Annotated in this window: 18 protein-coding genes; 8 read left to right on the forward strand and 10 right to left on the reverse strand. The window is 35.0% G+C overall.

The window, feature by feature from the left end; translation table 11 throughout:
* Positions 1–30 precede the first annotated feature (30 nt).
* Positions 31–1,164 carry a cysteine desulfurase family protein gene (locus ACH2CJ_RS19390; RefSeq protein ID WP_394995531.1) on the reverse strand — a complete coding sequence of 378 codons (1,134 nt, stop codon included), beginning with the start codon at positions 1,162–1,164 and terminating at the stop codon, positions 31–33.
* Positions 1,165–1,286: 122 nt separating this feature from the next.
* On the reverse strand, positions 1,287–1,754 hold the full coding sequence (locus ACH2CJ_RS19395) for an Lrp/AsnC family transcriptional regulator (protein WP_394995534.1): 468 nt from the start codon (positions 1,752–1,754) through the stop codon (positions 1,287–1,289).
* Between the two features lie 196 nt (positions 1,755–1,950).
* Between ACH2CJ_RS19395 and rocD the strand changes: the two genes are divergently transcribed.
* On the forward strand, positions 1,951–3,186 hold the full coding sequence (rocD, locus tag ACH2CJ_RS19400; protein ID WP_394995536.1) for an ornithine--oxo-acid transaminase: 1,236 nt from the start codon (positions 1,951–1,953) through the stop codon (positions 3,184–3,186).
* Positions 3,187–3,255: 69 nt separating this feature from the next.
* Here rocD and ACH2CJ_RS19405 read toward each other — a convergent pair whose 3' ends face one another.
* Together ACH2CJ_RS19405 and ACH2CJ_RS19410 are read right to left on the reverse strand one after the other, a co-directional pair.
* Entirely contained in the window at positions 3,256–4,137 is an 882-nt protein-coding gene (locus tag ACH2CJ_RS19405) for a Ppx/GppA phosphatase family protein (protein ID WP_394995539.1), read from the reverse strand.
* A gap of 168 nt (positions 4,138–4,305) precedes the next feature.
* Positions 4,306–5,964, reverse strand: a complete 1,659-nt coding sequence (locus ACH2CJ_RS19410; protein WP_394995541.1) for a sodium/solute symporter — start codon at positions 5,962–5,964, stop codon at positions 4,306–4,308.
* A gap of 214 nt (positions 5,965–6,178) precedes the next feature.
* On the opposite strand from ACH2CJ_RS19410, the gene ACH2CJ_RS19415 reads away from it, so the two are divergent.
* Positions 6,179–7,429 carry a sensor histidine kinase gene (locus tag ACH2CJ_RS19415; protein ID WP_394995543.1) on the forward strand — a complete coding sequence of 417 codons (1,251 nt, stop codon included), beginning with the start codon at positions 6,179–6,181 and terminating at the stop codon, positions 7,427–7,429.
* 106 nt (positions 7,430–7,535) lie between these two features.
* Positions 7,536–8,216 (forward strand): response regulator transcription factor, encoded by a 681-nt coding sequence (locus ACH2CJ_RS19420; protein WP_394995546.1) that lies wholly within the window; start codon positions 7,536–7,538, stop codon positions 8,214–8,216.
* 102 nt (positions 8,217–8,318) lie between these two features.
* On the opposite strand, the gene ACH2CJ_RS19425 is transcribed toward ACH2CJ_RS19420, so the two are convergent.
* Positions 8,319–8,777, reverse strand: coding sequence for an Lrp/AsnC family transcriptional regulator (locus tag ACH2CJ_RS19425; protein WP_394995549.1), 459 nt, complete (start codon positions 8,775–8,777; stop codon positions 8,319–8,321).
* Between the two features lie 322 nt (positions 8,778–9,099).
* Between ACH2CJ_RS19425 and ald the strand changes: the two genes are divergently transcribed.
* Entirely contained in the window at positions 9,100–10,212 is a 1,113-nt protein-coding gene (gene ald / locus ACH2CJ_RS19430) for an alanine dehydrogenase (RefSeq protein ID WP_394995551.1), read from the forward strand.
* A 173-nt stretch (positions 10,213–10,385) separates the two neighbouring features.
* Here ald and ACH2CJ_RS19435 read toward each other — a convergent pair whose 3' ends face one another.
* Complete coding sequence (locus ACH2CJ_RS19435; RefSeq protein ID WP_394995554.1) at positions 10,386–10,859, reverse strand: flavin reductase family protein; 474 nt, start codon at positions 10,857–10,859, stop codon at positions 10,386–10,388.
* Positions 10,860–11,031: 172 nt separating this feature from the next.
* Between ACH2CJ_RS19435 and ACH2CJ_RS19440 the strand changes: the two genes are divergently transcribed.
* Positions 11,032–11,397, forward strand: a complete 366-nt coding sequence (locus tag ACH2CJ_RS19440; RefSeq protein ID WP_394995556.1) for a DoxX family membrane protein — start codon at positions 11,032–11,034, stop codon at positions 11,395–11,397.
* Positions 11,398–11,757: 360 nt separating this feature from the next.
* Here the strand turns inward: ACH2CJ_RS19440 and ACH2CJ_RS19445 are convergent, their stop codons facing one another.
* From ACH2CJ_RS19445 to ACH2CJ_RS19460, 4 genes are all read right to left on the reverse strand, one after another.
* Positions 11,758–12,015 (reverse strand): hypothetical protein, encoded by a 258-nt coding sequence (locus tag ACH2CJ_RS19445; protein WP_394995559.1) that lies wholly within the window; start codon positions 12,013–12,015, stop codon positions 11,758–11,760.
* Complete coding sequence (locus ACH2CJ_RS19450; protein WP_394995561.1) at positions 11,997–12,263, reverse strand: RNA polymerase sigma factor; 267 nt, start codon at positions 12,261–12,263, stop codon at positions 11,997–11,999. Before ACH2CJ_RS19450 ends, ACH2CJ_RS19445 begins: the two co-directional genes overlap by 19 nt.
* Before the next feature lie 207 nt (positions 12,264–12,470).
* A complete protein-coding gene (locus ACH2CJ_RS19455; protein WP_394995563.1) occupies positions 12,471–13,289 on the reverse strand; it encodes an anti-sigma factor domain-containing protein in 819 nt (272 codons plus the stop codon).
* Between the two features lie 113 nt (positions 13,290–13,402).
* The gene (locus ACH2CJ_RS19460) at positions 13,403–13,948 is read right to left on the reverse strand and encodes an RNA polymerase sigma factor (protein WP_394995565.1); all 546 of its coding nucleotides are present in this window, start codon (positions 13,946–13,948) and stop codon (positions 13,403–13,405) included.
* A 293-nt stretch (positions 13,949–14,241) separates the two neighbouring features.
* Between ACH2CJ_RS19460 and ACH2CJ_RS19465 the strand changes: the two genes are divergently transcribed.
* The 3 genes from ACH2CJ_RS19465 (at position 14,242) to ACH2CJ_RS19475 (ending at position 18,380) form a co-directional block, all read left to right on the forward strand.
* Entirely contained in the window at positions 14,242–15,282 is a 1,041-nt protein-coding gene (locus ACH2CJ_RS19465) for an agmatine/peptidylarginine deiminase (RefSeq protein WP_394995568.1), read from the forward strand.
* A gap of 223 nt (positions 15,283–15,505) precedes the next feature.
* Positions 15,506–15,703, forward strand: a complete 198-nt coding sequence (locus ACH2CJ_RS19470; protein ID WP_394995571.1) for a hypothetical protein — start codon at positions 15,506–15,508, stop codon at positions 15,701–15,703.
* Positions 15,704–15,977: 274 nt separating this feature from the next.
* Complete coding sequence (locus ACH2CJ_RS19475; protein WP_394995573.1) at positions 15,978–18,380, forward strand: peptidylprolyl isomerase; 2,403 nt, start codon at positions 15,978–15,980, stop codon at positions 18,378–18,380.
* The last annotated feature ends 16 nt before the right edge of the window (positions 18,381–18,396 follow it).

Raw genomic sequence — 18,396 nt, forward strand, 5'->3', positions numbered from 1 at the left:
TGGGACTTTTTTTGTGATATTTTTTAGCCTTTATTTATACAAACCTGCCACAACCTCTACCACTTTGTCAACTTCTTCAACGGTATTATATTTTCCAAAAGAAAAACGTACATTTCCACGCTCTGGCAGTACATTTAATGCTCCCAACACGTGCGAACCTACATCTGACCCACTCGTACAAGCACTGCCACCCGAACAAGAAATTTGAGCAATATCTAAATTAAATAGTAACATATCATTATCATCACTTTGCGGTAAACTTACGTTTAAAACAGTATAAAGACTACGCTCCAAATTTGCAGAATCTCCATTGAAACGCACGTCAGGAATGGCTACTTGAAGTTTTTCAATCATGCGTTGTTTTAAACCTTCTATATGACTTTTGTGTTCTTTCATATCTGCATAAGCAATTTCGAGGGCTTTTGCTAAGCCTACAATGCCATAAACATTTTCTGTTCCACCACGCATATTTCGCTCTTGTGAGCCGCCGTGAATGAATGGATGAATTTTATTGTTGGCGTTAATATATAAAAATCCAACCCCTTTTGGTCCATGAAATTTGTGTGCAGCTCCTACCAGAAAATCTATATTCAATAGCTGAACATCGTGCTTATAATGCCCCATTGTCTGCACTGTATCGGAGTGAAAAATGGCACCGTATTGTTTGCATAACTCCCCTACTCTTTCCAAATCTATCAAATTACCAATTTCATTGTTGCCGTGCATTAACGACACTAAAGTACGTGGCTTTGTACTTAATAACTCCTCTAAATGAGCTAAATCAGCATGACCTTTTTCATCAAGATTTACATAACTTAGCTCGATGATACCCTGTTTTGCCAAATATTCGAGCGTGTGCAATACTGCATGATGCTCAGTTGGTGAAGTAATGGCATGTTTAATATTATAAGTATCAATACTACACATAATGGCAGTATTGTCTGCCTCTGTTCCTCCCGAAGTAAAAAAAATCTCAGACGGTGAAGCGTTAATAAGGCTTGCCACTGTTTTACGAGCTTTTTCAACAGCCGAACGCACTTGTCGCCCATGCGAATGGATAGATGATGGGTTTCCGAAATTTTCGGTCATTAGTGGTAACATCACTTGTAAAACTTCGTCATCAAGGCGAGTTGTAGCGGCATTATCTAAATAAATTTTTGACATTGGTATAACTTATTTATCGAACTGGGAAAAGATTTTTACAAAAATAATATTTGGTTTTCAAATATACAACCCACAATTTTGATAGACTAAAACAAATTTTATTTGGCAATATATCAAATATCTTACAATTCTACGCTTACATTCCTTTTAAAAGCCGCACCAAAATCAATCATTGATTCGGTTTTGAGTACGCCAGCAATATGGTCTATTTTATCATAAAGTACGCTTCTCATATGCTCACTCGACTTTGCCACAATACGAATATAAAGCGTATATTGGCCCGTAATGTAATAGCATTCTGTTACTTCTGGAATTTTTCGTAAAGCCTCAATAATTAGTTTTGAATCAGAGTCTTCTTTCAAAACAAGTCCTGTAAATGCACTCCATTCGTAGCCTAATTTTCGTTCATCCAAAATAATTCCTGCTCCTTTCAGCACACCGATTTTCTTCAAACGAGTAACTCGTTGATGCACCATTGTATTAGAAATACCCATGTTTTTGGCTATTTCCGAATAGGGTTTTCTACCATCTTTTTCGAGTTGGAGCAAAATTTTTCTATCAAATTCATCCAGCAAGTCTTCAGTTATCATAAGTCAATATAATTTATAATTACATATTATAGCGTATTTTTTACTTTAAAATTTAAAAATAAAGTAAATATAACTTATTTATAAAAAATATTAAGTCATTTTAACATATTTAAATAATATTTCTCTAAAAAGAATTTATAATAATGTGTTCGGAAATTAGCGAACATTTGTAATTAACAATTAATCATTCTTGAGTATGTTAGTAAATACATCAATAAGCGAACAACTTATCGAATTAGAAGAACGCTACGGAGCTCATAATTATCACCCTATTTCGGCAGTGCTCGACCGTGGTGAGGGTGTGTATGTTTGGGACATTGAAGGCAAGCGTTACTACGATTTCTTGTCGGCATATTCGGCAGTAAATCAGGGGCATTGTCACCCACGTATCATCAAAGCTTTGATTGACCAATCGCAAAAACTAACGCTTACTTCACGGGCTTTTTATAGCTCAATATTGGGGCGTTATGAAGAATATATTACCAATTACTTTGGCTATGACCGAGTTTTGCCAATGAATACAGGCGTTGAGGCAGTTGAAACGGCTTTGAAACTTTGTCGCAAATGGGCTTATCAAGTAAAAGGAATTCCTGAAAACAAAGCCAAAATTATTTTTGCTGGTGGCAATTTTCACGGACGAACGTTATCAGTAATTTCCGCTTCGACCGACCCTACAGCCCGCCAAGATTTTGGCCCATTTATGTCGGGTTTTGAAGTTGTGCCTTATAATGATATCGAAGCATTAGAAGAGGCATTAATCAATGACCCTTATATTGCAGGTTTTATTTTTGAACCAATTCAAGGAGAGGCTGGTGTAGTTGTACCGGACGATAATTATTTGCCCGAAGCCTATCGTTTGTGCAAAGCAAGTAATGTACTTTTTATTGCTGACGAAATTCAAACAGGCATTGCTCGTACTGGAAAAATGTTGGCAACAGACCATTATAATGTTCGTCCTGATATTATTATTTTAGGTAAGGCTCTTTCGGGAGGAGTTTTACCAGTATCGGCAGTTTTGGCTGATGATGAAATTATGCTTACCCTAAAACCAGGTGAACATGGCTCTACTTATGGCGGAAATCCGTTGGCTTGTGCCGTAGCAATGGAGGCTTTGCAGGTTGTAAAAGATGAGAAATTGGCAGACAATGCAGACTTTTTAGGAAAATTATTTCGACATGAAATGACTAAGCTCATTCAGGAAACAAATATAGTAACACAAGTTCGTGGAAAAGGCTTACTTAATGCCATTGTGATTGACTCGCACGAAGATTCAAATTTAGCTTGGGATATTTGCATGAAATTTAAAGACAATGGACTTTTGGCAAAACCTACTCATGGCAATAAAATTCGCCTTGCTCCACCATTGGTTATGACCGAATCTCAAATGTGGGATTGTGTTGAAATAATTTCTGATACTATAAAACGTTTTTAAGTCATTAGCAATTTTTAGAATCTTTTTTGAAAGTACCGACATCTTCGGGACTTTTGTTTTTATAATGCCCTACTCTTCATTCATCAAAGTTTCATAAACAAGCAATAAAATCCCATCTTTTAGCCCTAAATCAGGTACTATGATTTCGATTGCACCTGCCCATTTCATCACAGAAAGATAAATATCAGACGCAGGAACAATGACATCGGCACGGTCGGCGTTGAGTTGTAGTTTGTTTATACGGTCTTCCAAACTAAACTTTTCGATGTAGTTTCGCATTTTTTCAACATCTTTCAAGGTTGCTTTGTTATCTTTCTTGTTTTCAATCATGTTGAAAAGTTTCGAGATATTTCCGCCAGTTCCTACCGCTGTTACTTCTACATGAGTCGGCACGTTTTCTTTGACCCAAGCTTGCATTTTTTTCCAAACATCAGGAGCTTCTTTGTGTTCGAGTAGGCGAACTGAGCCAATTTTAAACGATTTTGCTGCAATTTTCTGCTGTCCTTTATAAATATTTAGTTCAGTACTTCCGCCACCTACATCAATATGCAAATAAGTTTTGTCATTTTGAAGTACAACTACAATAACATTATTGATGAGTTCCGCTTCTTTCTCGCCTTCAATTAAGTGAATTTCCATACCCAATTCATTCTTAATTCGCTCTACAATACTGTCTCCGTTTTCTGCTTCTCGCATGGCACTTGTGGCACAAATCATATAGGCATCTACTTCGTGGAGTTCCATTAAAAGTTGGTATGCTTGCAATAATTTCTTGATTCGGGCTTCACTACCTGACGAAATTTTGCCCGAGTTGAATACATCCATACCCAAACGCAGGGCAAAACGCACATATTCTACTTTTTTAAAACTTATTGTTTTTTTGTTGGTCAATACCGACGAAATCTGCATTCGTGCGGCATTTGAGCCAATATCAATGGCGGCAATTTTCATTTATAGTTGATGGTTTATAGCCTTTTTTTAAATATATAAGATTCGCAAAAGTAATCATTTCGCTTTAATTGTTTTTAGAAAATAAAAAAGGTACTACAATTTCTCGCAGTACCTTTCTCATTCTTATTGTTTTATTGATTATAGTCTATTGACCATCGACTCGAAGTTTTACCAGAAATACGTGTAAAGAGAAATAATGATAATAATAACTATACTTGCTCCAATAGTAAAACCAGTAGATGGTTTAAACATAGAAGCATCTATTTCAAGTCCTTTTTTCTCATCGGGCAATACCAAACTCAAAATAAACATAACAGCTATACATATTACAAATACCCAACCCATACGGTCTAAAAATGGCATTAAACTCCAATCGTCAAATGGAAATAAGTTATTGAAACCTAAAACCTCCAATGCTTTTGCATCACCATCAAAATTCATTAATACTGCTATTATTAAACCACCCACAATGGCAAAAAATGCCCCTGCCGAATTAGTTCTTTTCCAGAAAAAGCCCATGATAAATGCCGCAAAAATACCTGGAGAAAGCAAACCTGTCATTTCTTGAATAAATTGAAAGCCGCCTTTTTTCTCAATTCCCATGAATGGGGAAATCACGATTGCCAAAATCATGGCAATAACAATTACTACTCTACCTACCATTACAAGGCTTTTTTCGCTCATATCTTTTGCAAAATATGGTCTAAAAACATCTAAAGTAAAAATTGTAGAAATGCTATTGGCTTTACCAGCCAACGAGGCAACAACTGCCGCAGTAAGTGCCGCAAATGAAAGACCTTTTAGCCCCATTGGCAATAAATTTAATAATACGGGATAGGCTCGGTCTTGGTTGAAAGTACCATCAACTCCTAACATTTCTTGTTGGAACATTCCTTTTTGGTAAAGAGCATAAGCCGCAATGCCGGGTAAAGTAACGATTACGGGCATCAATAATTTAAGGAATGCCGCAAACAATAAACCTTTCCGTGCAGTATCAAGGTCGGCACCTAATGCCCGTTGCGTAATATATTGATTACAGCCCCAATAGTTTAGATTCACAATCCACATACCGCCAAAAAGTACAGTTAGGCCTGGAAGTGACATATAATTTGGATTTCCTTTTGGATATATCATGTGAAAATGGTCATCGTGGTTTTGAGTCATCATTTTGAAACCATTGACAAGCCCAGTCAATTCATATTTCGAAGACACAAGTGTTACCGCTAAATAGGTAGCCGCCAAACCGCCAATTACTAAGAAAAACACTTGTATAACATCGGTATAGCCAATTACTTTCATGCCACCTATGGTAATTATAATGGCAAAAATTGCCAAAAACACCATACAAGTATAAAAATCTAAGCCCGAAATACCCGATACTGCCAATGCTCCTAAATATAAAATAGAAGTAAGATTTACCATAATATAAAGCAACAACCAAAATATTGCCATGATCAAACTCACCGTTTTGTTATAACGTTGGCTCAAAAACTGAGGCATGGTCGAAATATTATTTTTCAGATAGATTGGCATAAAAAATACAGCTACAATAATTAAAGTAGCTGCTGCCATCCATTCGTAAGTAGAAATACCTAAACCCATCGAAAAACCATTACCCGACATACCAATCATTTGCTCGGCCGAAATATTAGAAGCAATCAATGAAGCACCAATTGCCCACCATGTAAGCGAGCCTTCGGCCAAAAAGAAGTCTTTAGTTGAAGTTTGTGCCGATTTCTTCTTGTTGTAAATCCAGAAGCCATATCCCGCCACAACAATAAAATAGAAGAGAAAAACCAAGTAATCAATCGTTTGTAATTTTTGCATATTGCTTAGGGTTAAATGTAATAAGTATCAAAATAATATTTTTATAGCAAAGCAAATTAAGGTAGAAAATTTGCTTTTTCAAAGAAAAATAATTGCTTTAAGAAGAAATCAGGTGGTTTTCAGACATTTATTTAATTTAATATTCACTAACAAATTTCAAAATTCTTGACATTCAAAGTTCTTTTTTATAATTTTACAAAAAAACTATCCCGTTTTGAATAGAAATACAATCAGGCTCCTAATTTTGTTGGGTACGCTTTCGATTACGGGGATTCTTGCAGTGCAAGCCTACTGGGTCAAAAGTGCTTTCGACCTTAAAGAACAACAATTTCGTCAAACCGTAATGATTTCATTGCGAAATGTGGCGAACAGAATTTCTACGCTCTATAAACTCTCAAAATTTGAAAATCCAGTTAGTCAGCTTTCGTCAGATTATTATGTGGCAAATCTCCGAATTCCTTTGGAAGCTGCCGTGTTGGAACATTATCTAAAAGATGAATTTAAGAAGCAAAATTTAAACACCGACTTTGAATATGGCATTTACGACTGCGATACCGAAAAAATTGTTTATGGAGCATATATCAACTCAAATTTTGAAGAAGGCGAGGTAGCAGCCAAACCACTACCCAAAACCGATAAATACCTTAACTATTTTGGGGTGAGATTTCCGAGTAAAACGAGCTATTTAGCCAGTCGCTTAGATATTTGGTTAATTTCGTCACTCATAACACTGGTTGTAACAGTATTTTTTGGCTATGCTATGTTTATAATTCTACGTCAAAAACGCTTGAGCGAAGTACAACGAGATTTTGTGAATAATATGACGCACGAGTTTCAAACTCCTATTTCGACCATCCGAATTGCAACCGATGTATTGAGTCAAGCGAAGATTATAGACCAACCCGAACGCTTCAAAAAGTATGTTCAGATTATTCGACAAGAAAACAATCGTTTGAAAACCCAAGTCGAAACAGTACTTAATACGGCTAAGTTGGAACGTGGAAAAATGAATTTGGATATACAATTACAGGAGCTTCATAGTTTGATAAATGAAGTAACAGAAGGTACACAAGCAGAGTTAGAGGATAATTTAAAGATGGAGTTAAATGCCTCAAAATCAAGTGTTTATGCAGACCGCACACAATTACTCAGTCTTATAAGAAACTTAGTTGAAAATGCCATAAAATACTCGAAAAAACAGCCGAGTATTTATATAAAAACTGAAAATATTGGCGATACAATTGTTTTTTCGGTGAGTGATAAAGGCATTGGTATTCCGAAAGAAAGTCTGGATAAGATATTCAAAAAATTTTATCGTGTACCAACAGGAAATTTGCACAATGTCAAAGGTTTTGGATTGGGTTTGAGTTACGTGAATGAAATTGTTAAAGCACATAAATGGCAAATAAATGTAGAAAGCGAAGTGGGTGAAGGAAGTACATTTAAAGTTACAATGCCCATCTGAATTTATGGTTTTTTTCTCGAAAACAGTAATTTGTAATTATTAGGATAGTCCAAATCGTAATCGCAATGGCGAACCGTTCGTACCTCGTAAATCGTAAATTGAAATAATGCCTAAAATTCTATATGTAGAAGACGACCCAAATTTGGGTTTCGTAACGAAAGATAACCTCGAACTCGAAGGTTATGAAATCGTTCATTTTCAAGATGGAAAAGAGGCTTGGAAAAGTTTTAGTAAAGAAAAATATGACCTTTGTTTACTCGATGTGATGTTACCTGAATTGGATGGTTTTTCGTTAGCCGAAAAAATAAGAAAACAGAATTTGCACATTCCTATTATATTTTTGACTGCCAAAACTATGCAAGAAGACCGCATTGCAGGACTAAAAATTGGTGGAGATGATTACGTAACGAAGCCTTTTAGCATTGAAGAATTAAGTCTGCGAATAAAAATATTTCTAAAACGTAAAGAAGTAAGTAAAGTAGTTGGTGGAGTAGATAATTGGAATATTGGACTCTATTCCTTTGATTATCAACAACTTACTTTACAATCTACTACAAAAACAGAACAACTTACACACCGTGAGGCCGAAGTTTTGAAGTTTTTGTGTGAACGAAAAAACCAAGTTATCAAGCGTGATGAAATCTTGACCGCCATTTGGGGTCGTGATGATTATTTTTTAGGCAGAAGCCTCGATGTTTTTGTTACTCGTCTTCGCAAAATGCTCGCCGAAGATACATCAATAAAAATTGAAAATGTACACGGTATTGGGTTTCGATTTGCGTGTTGAGAAAGACAATTATAGAATGAGCGAATTTGTGAATGAATGATTGTTTTTTCTATTTCTTTAAATCAGTTCCTAAACCTAACTATAAATCATACACCGTACTTCCTAAATCGGTAAAACTGTCGTACTTTTTACTTCCGACATTACAAAAAAACTATGTATGAGTGAAACACTGGGCAGCACAGAAAGTTTCAATTGATGAAATTGATGATAACTTTCCATATCTGGCACTACGATTTTGAGCATATAGTCAAAACTTCCTGATACAAAATTACATTCTACCACTTCAGGTAAATCCAGAATGAGTTGATTAAAACCTTCTGAAGTATCATGTGTTTGCTTTATTAGCGTAACCTGACAATACACCGTTAGATTTTTCCCTAATTTCTTTTTATTCAAAATTGTAACATACTTTTCAATAATCCCTTCTTGCTTCAGACGCTTCACACGGTCATGCACAGGAGTAAGCGAAAGATTAATTTGCTTGGCAATATCTTTCAAGGTCAAATGGGCATCTTCTTGAAGTAGCCGTAAAATTTTTTTGTCAGTTTCGTCAAGATTCATTATTTATATTTTTGCTGTAAGCATTATGTTTTTTGAATGAAATTTTATGAAAAATTGCTAAAAACCGAAGCATATAATTTATTGCTTTTTATTTATCAGAATTTTTTTCTTTTCGGAAATGCAAAAAAGCATAATATCAGGAATTATTTCTGCAAAAATAACATTTTAAAACAATAATTTCTTATTTTTTTATAGATAGCCATAATATTTTCTTAATACACTAATTTTGTAGTGCAATTACACTTCATACTAAAAATATACATCTCCACTACCGATTACGGTAGCGGAGATCAATTACACTTCATCAAAAAAACATTTAGAAATGATAATCGGCGTACCAAAAGAAATCAAGAACAACGAAAATCGTGTAGCTCTCACCCCAGCAGGTGTTGCAGAGTTGAAAAAGTATGGACACAAAGTATACGTACAAGCAAGTGCAGGAGAAAGTAGCGGTTTTAGTGATAATGAGTACGTAAAAGCTGGTGCAGAAACTTTGCCTACCATTGAAGAGGTTTACGGCATCGCCGAAATGATTATTAAAGTAAAAGAACCCATTGCTTCGGAGTATCCGCTCATCAAAAAAGACCAACTATTATTTACTTACTTTCACTTTGCTTCTTCTGAGCTATTGACTCATGCCATGATTAAGCGTAGAGCAGTCTGTTTGGCTTACGAAACCGTAGAGAAGTCTGACCGCAGCTTGCCTTTATTAGTACCGATGTCGGAAGTAGCAGGACGTATGGCGATTCAGGAAGGTGCTAAATATTTAGAAAAACCATCTGGAGGAAAAGGTATTCTTTTAGGAGGAGTTCCAGGAGTTCCACCTGCAAAAGTTTTAGTTTTAGGTGGTGGAATCGTAGGAACACAAGCAGCGAAAATGGCAGCAGGTTTGGGTGCAAGAGTAGTGATAATGGACGTAAGTTTACCTCGTTTGCGTTATTTGTCAGATATTATGCCGCCAAATGTTACAACCATGATGTCGAATCATTATAATATTAGTGCGGCAATTGCCGAAGCTGATTTGGTCGTTGGTGCAGTATTGATTCCAGGGGCTAAAGCTCCACACCTTATCACTCGTGATATGTTGAAACTTATGCGTGCCGGAACAGTTGTAGTTGATGTAGCAGTTGACCAAGGCGGCTGTATTGAAACCTGTACACCCACAACACACGAAAACCCTACATTTGTGATTGACGACATCGTACATTATTGCGTTGCCAATATGCCTGGGGCTGTACCTTATACTTCTACGCTTGCATTGACCAACGCAACTTTACCTTATGCTTTGCAGTTGGCTAATAAAGGCTGGAAAAAAGCATGTAACGAAAATGAAGAATTGAAGAAAGGACTCAACGTTGCCAACGGAAAGATTGTTTACAAAGGTGTTGCCGATGCGTGGGGCTTGGAAATGACCGAAGTTGACGATATTTTATAATAAAATCACCACCACAATATACCCAGCCTTTTCTCTTCATTGAGGGAAGGCTTTTTTTTGTGTTGGTCTTCTTTAAAATAAAATTAACATATTGACCATAAGCAACTTACAAATAAAAAGATATTCAATAAAATATCAGATTCTCTAAAGCAAGCTATTTGGGTAGCCTACGATTATCCACGTACTAATCCCTTTTCACGCAAAAAATGATGGGTCATTACTTCTTTTTCAGAATTAAGAATGACTTGTTTTAAAACTTCACAAACCAAAATTTCGTGGTCACCGCTATCAGTAGAGTGTAATACTTTACACTGAATATAACCGATTGCCTCTGTTAAAAAAGGAATCCCTCGGTCATCTAAATCATATTTTAAGTTTCGGAATTTGTCCGAATCTCGCCCACTTTTCCTGCCTAACTTCGCAATTAAGTTAGTTTGCTCCTTTGCTAAAATATTGATATTTAGTAATCTAGATTCCCTTACCAACTCAATGGTATAATCAATTTTATAAAGAGCTACACAAAGCATTTTACCGCCCATTGCTACTTGCATTAGCCATGTGACGATGTTGGCATTTAAGTGTTTACCATGAGCCGTTGTAACAGAATGAACGTCGTAATTTTTGTATTTGAGTAATGATTTTGACATATATATAGAAGCCATTTTGTTATCCAAACATATAAACAAAGAATTTGTTTTGTAAATGAATATATTTCAAATAATTAGTAAAAAATAAGTTAAATAAAATTTGCATTTATTCAATATAAAAATTAACTTTTCAAAGAAATAAATAAATTATTCACCTTAACTACCTATCAACATGAATAGTATCGTAAAATATGGACACTTTTTAATAGCTATACCGATTGCAGTTTTCGGTATGTTTCATTTTTTGATTGCTAAAAATATGGTTGGAATGGTTCCGAGTTGGTTACCTGGCGGTGTTTTTTGGGTATATCTTACAGGAATTGCTCACCTTTCGGCTGCAGTAGCTATTATTATAGGAAAATATACCCGATTGGCAGCTACACTATTAGGACTAATGCTTATTATTTTTGCATTGACGGTTTACTTACCAAAGGTAACAGATGGAGATCAAATGGCAATGTTTCAGGTACTCAAAGATTTAGTGATGGCAGGAGGTTGTTGGGTATATGCTAGCACTCAACCTAAAGATAAAGAATAATTTCTCTAAACTAAAAGTTCAAAACGCTATCTCGGAAAAATCTGAGGTGGCGTTTTGAGTTTTATTGCTAAATCAAAAAAAATCTAAAACAAATTATATGTATCTACATAAAATTTTTACAAAAAATTTGTATTTATTCAATAATAAATTTAATTTTGTAGAGAAATAACCCCTAACTCAAAAATAGTCTTACAACAACCCTAAACTAAAAACTGTATGCACCTGACCAATTTGGTTAGGTGTTTTTTTTTAATCACATGAAAACTCAATTATATCCACCAAATTGGGTTTTAAAAACTACTCTCTCATTCGTAAACCTGGCAATATTTCAACAAATGTACCAGCTTGATAAATAATATTTTAGCCGCTATCAAATAAATTATTCCTTGATATGGTTGTGGCAACTTTGATTTTACTAAAGAATAAACCTAAAGCATGATTTTTTTTTAATAACAATATGAAATTGGAGCCACCAACTAAAACCTCTCGGTGTTCGGAACTTAGTTTGGTCAATGCTTCATGCAAGGCTTCAGATTCTTGTTTTTTTTCTACCTGAATACCTGCCGATGGCTCTGAGAGATTTCTTTCACTCATTACAGTTACATCTGCGTGATACATAATTCGGTAGTTTTTTTGATGGCATCATTCAATACATTTCGTGCCAAATGATACATCCAAGTTCTAAACTCACCTACTTCGGTAAATGTGTAACGATATTTCAACATTCTATAAAAAACCGTTTGTACTAAATCTTCGCTATGTGCAGCCTGACCCGTCGAGTGATAAAGAAAAGCAAACAAAGGCCGATGGTAACGCTCAAAAAGCAAACCCATCTTATCTAAATCTCCTGCTTTTACTTTAAGCATAAGGCTGTTGTCAGTCAATGCGTTCAATAGAATGTTCGTTTTTTCGGTTATTTGAAAGTGGAAACTTAGCAAAAAAAGAAAGGTTACAGAAATAATGAAGTTTTTTTGTTTTGAGAAAAACGTAAAACGCTAAACTTTTACTTTGACAAAAAAAACGCAGCATTACCAAATTGGTAATGCTGCGTTTCTGAAAAAACAACTATATTTTTAAATTCCCACCGCCATAATATCAGAAGTAGGAACTGGACTTCCTCCTTTCTTTTCGAGTGTTACTGCGAAAGCTTTCGGCTGTGGTACTGTTTTTAACTCTTGCGTATTATTTTTTATGTCAAAAACACCAGCATCCATCGGTTTATCGTTGACAATTGCCCAAAGTTGATACTGCATACCATCGGGTGGTATGGGCAAATTGCCTCGAATCAGGTAAACTTTATTAGTTTTGGTATCCCAAGTTAGCATAACAGTCGAGTTTTCAGAGCCTTTCTGACCAACCAACTTACTCATTTTCATTTCTGGACTCATTAACATATTTACTTCACTCGGCATTATTGCCCCTTCTTGCGATTTTGCATTTTTTTGTAATTCTATATTTTCATTTATCGCCAACGAAAGATTTTCCTTACTTTCATTCCAGCGAGTTCCCAAATAAACATTGGCTAAAATACTACCCAACAATGCTAACGATGCTGCAATGCGGAGGTAATTACCAAAGAATCCTGTTATTTTTGGTGGTTGTTGTTCACTTGCGTTAATTTCTTTTCCACTCTCAAAGTCTATTACTTTTGTCGTTTTTACATCCGACTCTGCCGCTATTTTATCCCAAATTTGACTTTGCAAATAGGCGGGAGGGGCTTCAGCATTAGCAAAAGCATAGCTTTCTAAGGCATCTTCGATAGCTCGAATTTCAGCCTTAATTTCAGGTGATTGTACGGCCAACTGCTCGATTTCAGCTATTTCTGTTTCATTAGCTAAACCAAGTACGTAGCTCTCCAAAACCCCCGATGCTATGTATTCTTGAATATTCATTATATTTATTAAGTGAGTGAAATTTTCACTCTTTTTTTCCTTTGTTTGATTTTCTTTAACAAGTAAATGTCTTATTATAAATTAGTTACACATATAATTTACTAATTTCAGTCTTACAACATTGCTCTTAAAGTACCAACTGCTGCTTTTATTCTTGTTTTAACAGTACCGAGAGGTATGCCAAATTCTTCCGAAACCTCCGCTTGTGTATATCCTTTATAATACACCAAATCAATCAATTGCTTATATTCAGGCCTGAGTTTTTCTATGACATTTTGTAATCCTATTGCGTCAATGTCTTGTACAGTCTGATATTCGTTGTCTATTTGAAAGATAACATTATCTTCCATCGAAATATTTTGTGATGAATCTCGGAAATCTGCAGAGCGAACCCTGTCAATTGCCAAATTTCGAGCAATATTCATCATCCACGTAAAGATACTCCCCTTCGAAGGGTCATAATTGTCAATGTTTTTCCAAATCTTTAAAAAAGTATCTTGAAGTAAATCATTGGCATCATCATTTGATTGTACGATTTTATTAACCACACCAAACAACGCCCCTGAATAATTATTATACAGGATATTAAAGCCCTTCTGGTCTTTGTTTTTCAACAAAGACACTAATTCTTCTTCTGCTATGCTAATGCGTCGTGCCAAACGTTTCTTTGATTTCGGACTAAATAAAAATATTTTCTCAAAGATGTTGGTTTCTTCTCATTTTTCCAAAAATTTCTTTAAAAACAAGAGGTTTCAATTTAAAACCCCTTGAAGATTCACTCAAACTACAAAACCTCATAACAACTATTTTTGTTGTTCTCATTCATTTACGATATATCGAAAAGTTTGGATTTATAGTTTTAGATTTTAACCTTATCTTTGTACTTATTTAACAAGATTAAGGCTTTTTAACCACCAACTATTTACTATAATCTCTAATTGATTTCTGAAAAATGACTCCAAAACAACAAGGCTTTTTCTTTCCTGCCGAATGGCATCAACACAGAGCGACCTGGTTAAGTTTTCCACAAAGTTCCGACTCGTGGGACTACGGCGGGCGTTTGGAGCGAATATATCCTGCTTATTTACAATTCATCAAAGCAATTTCTGAAAGTGAAAAAGTGTGTATTAATGCTACTAACGAAGCTCATAAAGCATTGATAATAAGCTTGTTGGATAAGTATGAAGTTGATAAAAATCAAATTGAAATACCGATTCATCCAAATAATGATTCGTGGTGCAGAGACCACGGCCCAGCGTTTTTGATAAACACTGATACCAAACAACGAATGATAGTAGAATGGGGCTATAATGCGTGGGGAGGGAAATATCCACCTTTTGATGACGATGACCAAATTCCTGTTAAAATAGCAAATTACTTAAAATTGCCATACGTTGTGCCAGGAATTATTATGGAAGGTGGCTCGGTAGAATTTAATGGAAAAGGCTCGTTGTTGACAAGTAAATCTTGCTTGCTAAATCCGAATCGAAATCCAGATTTGAACCAAGACCAAATTGAAGGATATTTGTGTGATTATTATGGCGTTGAGCAAGTTTTGTGGGTAACAGAAGGAATTGTGGGTGATGATACCGACGGACATATTGACGACACTACTCGCTTCGTAAATGAAGATACGGTATTGACAGTAATAGAACATGATAAGTCTGACGATAATTATGAGCCGCTCAAACAAAATCTAAAAGACCTCAATAAAATGCGTTTGCTGAATGGCAAACAGTTGAATATCAAAGAATTGCCGATGCCTAATGCCGTTTATGATAGTGAAATCAGACTGCCAGCATCTTACGCTAATTTCTTGATAACCAATGGCTCGGTCATTGTGCCAACCTACCGTTGCAATAAAGATGAAGTTGCTTTAGAAATCATACAAGGTTGTTTTCCTGAGCGAAAAATAGTAGGAATTGATGCCACCGAAATTATTTGGGGATTGGGTAGTTTTCATTGCCTTTCGCAACAAGAACCAATTGTGTAGCTTTTGTTTCTTGAAAGAATAAAAACCTCTCTCCCACTTTCTAATTTTTAAAACTTGAAATGAATTACCGCAATAAAACATTCAAGTTAGTAGCTTAAGACGTTGTTTAAGTTTTTTGATTTGGGCTTAAAATGCACCTTTTTAACATAGTCTTCGTTGAAAAAGTATCATTTTTTTCCAGCAAAAAAAAACTTAAACAACCTCTAATACTACCAACGGAGAGGTGAGTTTAGAAACACTTTTTCATTACAAACAAAAATGTGAAATAGTTTGGGCAGAATATAGCGGTGGAAGTATCGTGAAAGGCTTCTTGATTGCACGAACATTAGAAAACAATTCCTTAGATTTGCCTTATGAACATATCAACATCGCTGGTGAACTGATGAAGGTATTTGTCATTGAATTCCCGAAATCTTGTTGAATGGATTGGTAAATTTGCACTAAAAATGGCAATGGACAAGTGGTGATTTTTCATCTGGCGAATCAATAATTGAAGAAATTATTGTAAAAACTTCGTAAAACGAAGAATTTTCGCTTAATTTTGAGCCTTGAATAAAATTTTAATCTTTTTCTTTAGCCTAAAGTCAATGGCTAATTGTTAAAAGCTCTTAATTACCCAAACAAAGTTTATATTCATCACAATAAATTTTAACCTTATCAGTTTTTTATTGTAGATGATTCATCTGTGCCTTTATATGAAGCAAATAAATACCATTATATATATATTAGTAGCCTTTTTTCAGTTTGCTTGCCAAATTTCAAAAAAACCTACGCCACAAAGGAGGGTTTCTCAACAATCTGCCCCTAAAAAAACTGATGATGTTTTTGCTATGCCTCAAACATCTGCCCCTACAGTTAAAAGTCAGCCAATCGAAGACGTAAAGTTTCAACCCGTGGCAATGACTGTTGGAACCAATAAGTTGACAACTTCAGAATTACAGTTAGAAGTTGAAAAAAGAATGCTTGATGATTCGATTTCACCCAAAAGTGCTTTGGAAGAAGTTATCTACGACCAGCGAATCATTGCCGATGCTAAGAAAAGAGGTTACCACCAAAACGAAGATTTTAAAGATGAAATGGAAACCTATCGAGGAATCTTGGCAGAAGCATATTTGACCGACAGTACCACAATAAAATATTTGTTGAAAGAGACTTACGATTGGATGAAGCAAGAGATCCGGGCGGCACATATTATGTACCAAATTTCTGAATTTGCTGAACCTGCCGATACAGCCGCTATTTATCAAAAATTAATTGATATTCGTAATAAAGCTTTGACAGGGGAAGATTTTGGAATATTGGCTCAACAATTTTCACAAGATAAAAAGACAAGTAACATTGGCGGAGATTTGGGTTGGTTCAAAGCCCTTCAGTTTGTTTACTCAATCGAAAAAGCAGCTTATAATACACCCATTGGTCAGGTTTCAATGCCCTTCAAAACTAAAGGTGGTTATCATATCATCAAAGTCAATGAGCGTCGTCCGTTTAGCGGTAATGTGAGAGTGCAACATATTTTAAAAATGGTTGCTCTAAATGCACCCGATTCGGTCAATGTTAAAGTAAAGGCAAAGATAGATTCTTTGTATGCTCAATTAAACAAAGGAGGAGTTTTTGAAGATTTATGTAAGAAATATTCGGACGACTACAAAACAAAAAACTACGGAGGTTTTTTACCTGCTTTTGGAATTGGCACAAGAGAAGAAACAGCTTTTGAACAAGCGGCTTTTGCTCTAAAAGAAGGAGGATTTTCGCAACCTGTTCGTACATCTGCGGGTTGGCATATTATTAAACTTTATCAAAAATTACCTTTAGAATCTTTTGAAGCCATTTATCCAAAAATAAAAGAGAAAATGGTAACCGATTCTCGGGGCGATGTGGTAAAAGAAAATGCTTTGAAACGATTGAAAAAAGAAATGCAATTCGTTGAAAATGAGGAAGTTGTAAAAAAAGCAATTGCTGCTGCTGATACTAATTTATTGAGAAAAAAGTGGAATTATGCCCTCAATGATGAAACTACTAATCAAACGATTTTTAGTATTGGCAAAAAACGGTATGATACTAAATTATTTTATGATTTTGCCGTAGATAGACAAACCTTCGAACGCATTCCTGCGAGTTATACCCCTTCAATAACGATGCGAAGTTTTTATAAGAAGTTTGTTGAGAATACCGTTAAAACCTATGCAGAAGAACATTTAGAAGACATAAACGCTGATTTTAAACTGCTGCTTAATGAATATGCAACAAGTTTGCTAAAAATGCAGTTACTAAATGATTTGATTTATGAAAAATCAACATCCGATACTACGGGACAAAGAGTTTTCTACGAAAAAAATATAGAAGCATACCGTATGCCTGAGCGAGTTTTGGCAACAGTAATAGCCTCTAAAGATGCAAAAACAGTTTATTTAGTAAAAGATGTTTTTACGAAAGGCACGCCTTATAACCTCAAACGAGCATACAATAAACCATTATATTATGCTAAAAATTTAAGTGATTTGACAACCGAACATAAAACTATTTTGGTTTCTGTGCTTGAAGTCATGCGTCGCAATAAAGGCTATGTACTTGAAATTGGGGGACATGCAGACCAAAATGAAGCAGAAAATGCTTCGGCCGAACGTATCGAAAAAGTGAAAACATACTTGATGACCAATGGTTTGAATATCGAACGAATTATTGAAAACGATTATGTAAAAACTACTCCTGCTAATAAATTTGATTGGACAAAAAATCAAAGAGTAACATTTAGATTTTACACTAATTCAAAAAAAGATGTTGAAAAAATATTCAACTCTAAAGAGCCAAATAAGGTTGTTATTGATGAGGGTTATTTTAAAAAAGGAGATAACAAATTTGTTGATATAGCCAAATGGGAAGTTGGTACTCAATCAATAGTAAAGGATGGCAGATTTGTTGATGTAATTATCGAAAAAGTAGAAGCAGCACGTTATAAAAGTCTTCGTGAAGCACGTGGACAAGTTCTTTCAGACTATCAAAAATCTTTGGAAAAGAAATTTAATGAAGATTTGGTAACTAAATATCCAATAAAGCTAAATAATGAAGAAATTCAAAAGGCTTTAAATTCTAAGAAATAATAGTTAATAGAGCTTT

Source organism: Emticicia sp., from assembly GCF_043780375.1.
In the GTDB taxonomy this organism is placed as follows: Bacteria; Bacteroidota; Bacteroidia; order Cytophagales; family Spirosomataceae; genus Emticicia.

Excerpts from the sequence above, each read along its gene's own strand:
- ACH2CJ_RS19390 (WP_394995531.1), bottom strand. The coding sequence starts at position 1,164 with ATGTCAAAAATTTATTTAGATAATGCCGCTACAACTCGCCTTGATGAC.
- ACH2CJ_RS19425 (WP_394995549.1), bottom strand. The coding sequence starts at position 8,777 with ATGAATCTTGACGAAACTGACAAAAAAATTTTACGGCTACTTCAAGAA.
- ACH2CJ_RS19455 (WP_394995563.1), bottom strand. The coding sequence starts at position 13,289 with ATGAATATTCAAGAATACATAGCATCGGGGGTTTTGGAGAGCTACGTA.
- ald (WP_394995551.1), top strand. The coding sequence starts at position 9,100 with ATGATAATCGGCGTACCAAAAGAAATCAAGAACAACGAAAATCGTGTA.
- ACH2CJ_RS19440 (WP_394995556.1), top strand. The coding sequence starts at position 11,032 with ATGAATAGTATCGTAAAATATGGACACTTTTTAATAGCTATACCGATT.
- ACH2CJ_RS19410 (WP_394995541.1), bottom strand. The coding sequence starts at position 5,964 with ATGCAAAAATTACAAACGATTGATTACTTGGTTTTTCTCTTCTATTTT.
- ACH2CJ_RS19395 (WP_394995534.1), bottom strand. The coding sequence starts at position 1,754 with ATGATAACTGAAGACTTGCTGGATGAATTTGATAGAAAAATTTTGCTC.
- ACH2CJ_RS19420 (WP_394995546.1), top strand. The coding sequence starts at position 7,536 with ATGCCTAAAATTCTATATGTAGAAGACGACCCAAATTTGGGTTTCGTA.
- rocD (WP_394995536.1), top strand. The coding sequence starts at position 1,951 with ATGTTAGTAAATACATCAATAAGCGAACAACTTATCGAATTAGAAGAA.
- ACH2CJ_RS19445 (WP_394995559.1), bottom strand. The coding sequence starts at position 12,015 with ATGTATCACGCAGATGTAACTGTAATGAGTGAAAGAAATCTCTCAGAG.
- ACH2CJ_RS19450 (WP_394995561.1), bottom strand. The coding sequence starts at position 12,263 with ATGCTTAAAGTAAAAGCAGGAGATTTAGATAAGATGGGTTTGCTTTTT.
- ACH2CJ_RS19435 (WP_394995554.1), bottom strand. The coding sequence starts at position 10,859 with ATGTCAAAATCATTACTCAAATACAAAAATTACGACGTTCATTCTGTT.
- ACH2CJ_RS19405 (WP_394995539.1), bottom strand. The coding sequence starts at position 4,137 with ATGAAAATTGCCGCCATTGATATTGGCTCAAATGCCGCACGAATGCAG.
- ACH2CJ_RS19475 (WP_394995573.1), top strand. The coding sequence starts at position 15,978 with ATGAAGCAAATAAATACCATTATATATATATTAGTAGCCTTTTTTCAG.
- ACH2CJ_RS19465 (WP_394995568.1), top strand. The coding sequence starts at position 14,242 with ATGACTCCAAAACAACAAGGCTTTTTCTTTCCTGCCGAATGGCATCAA.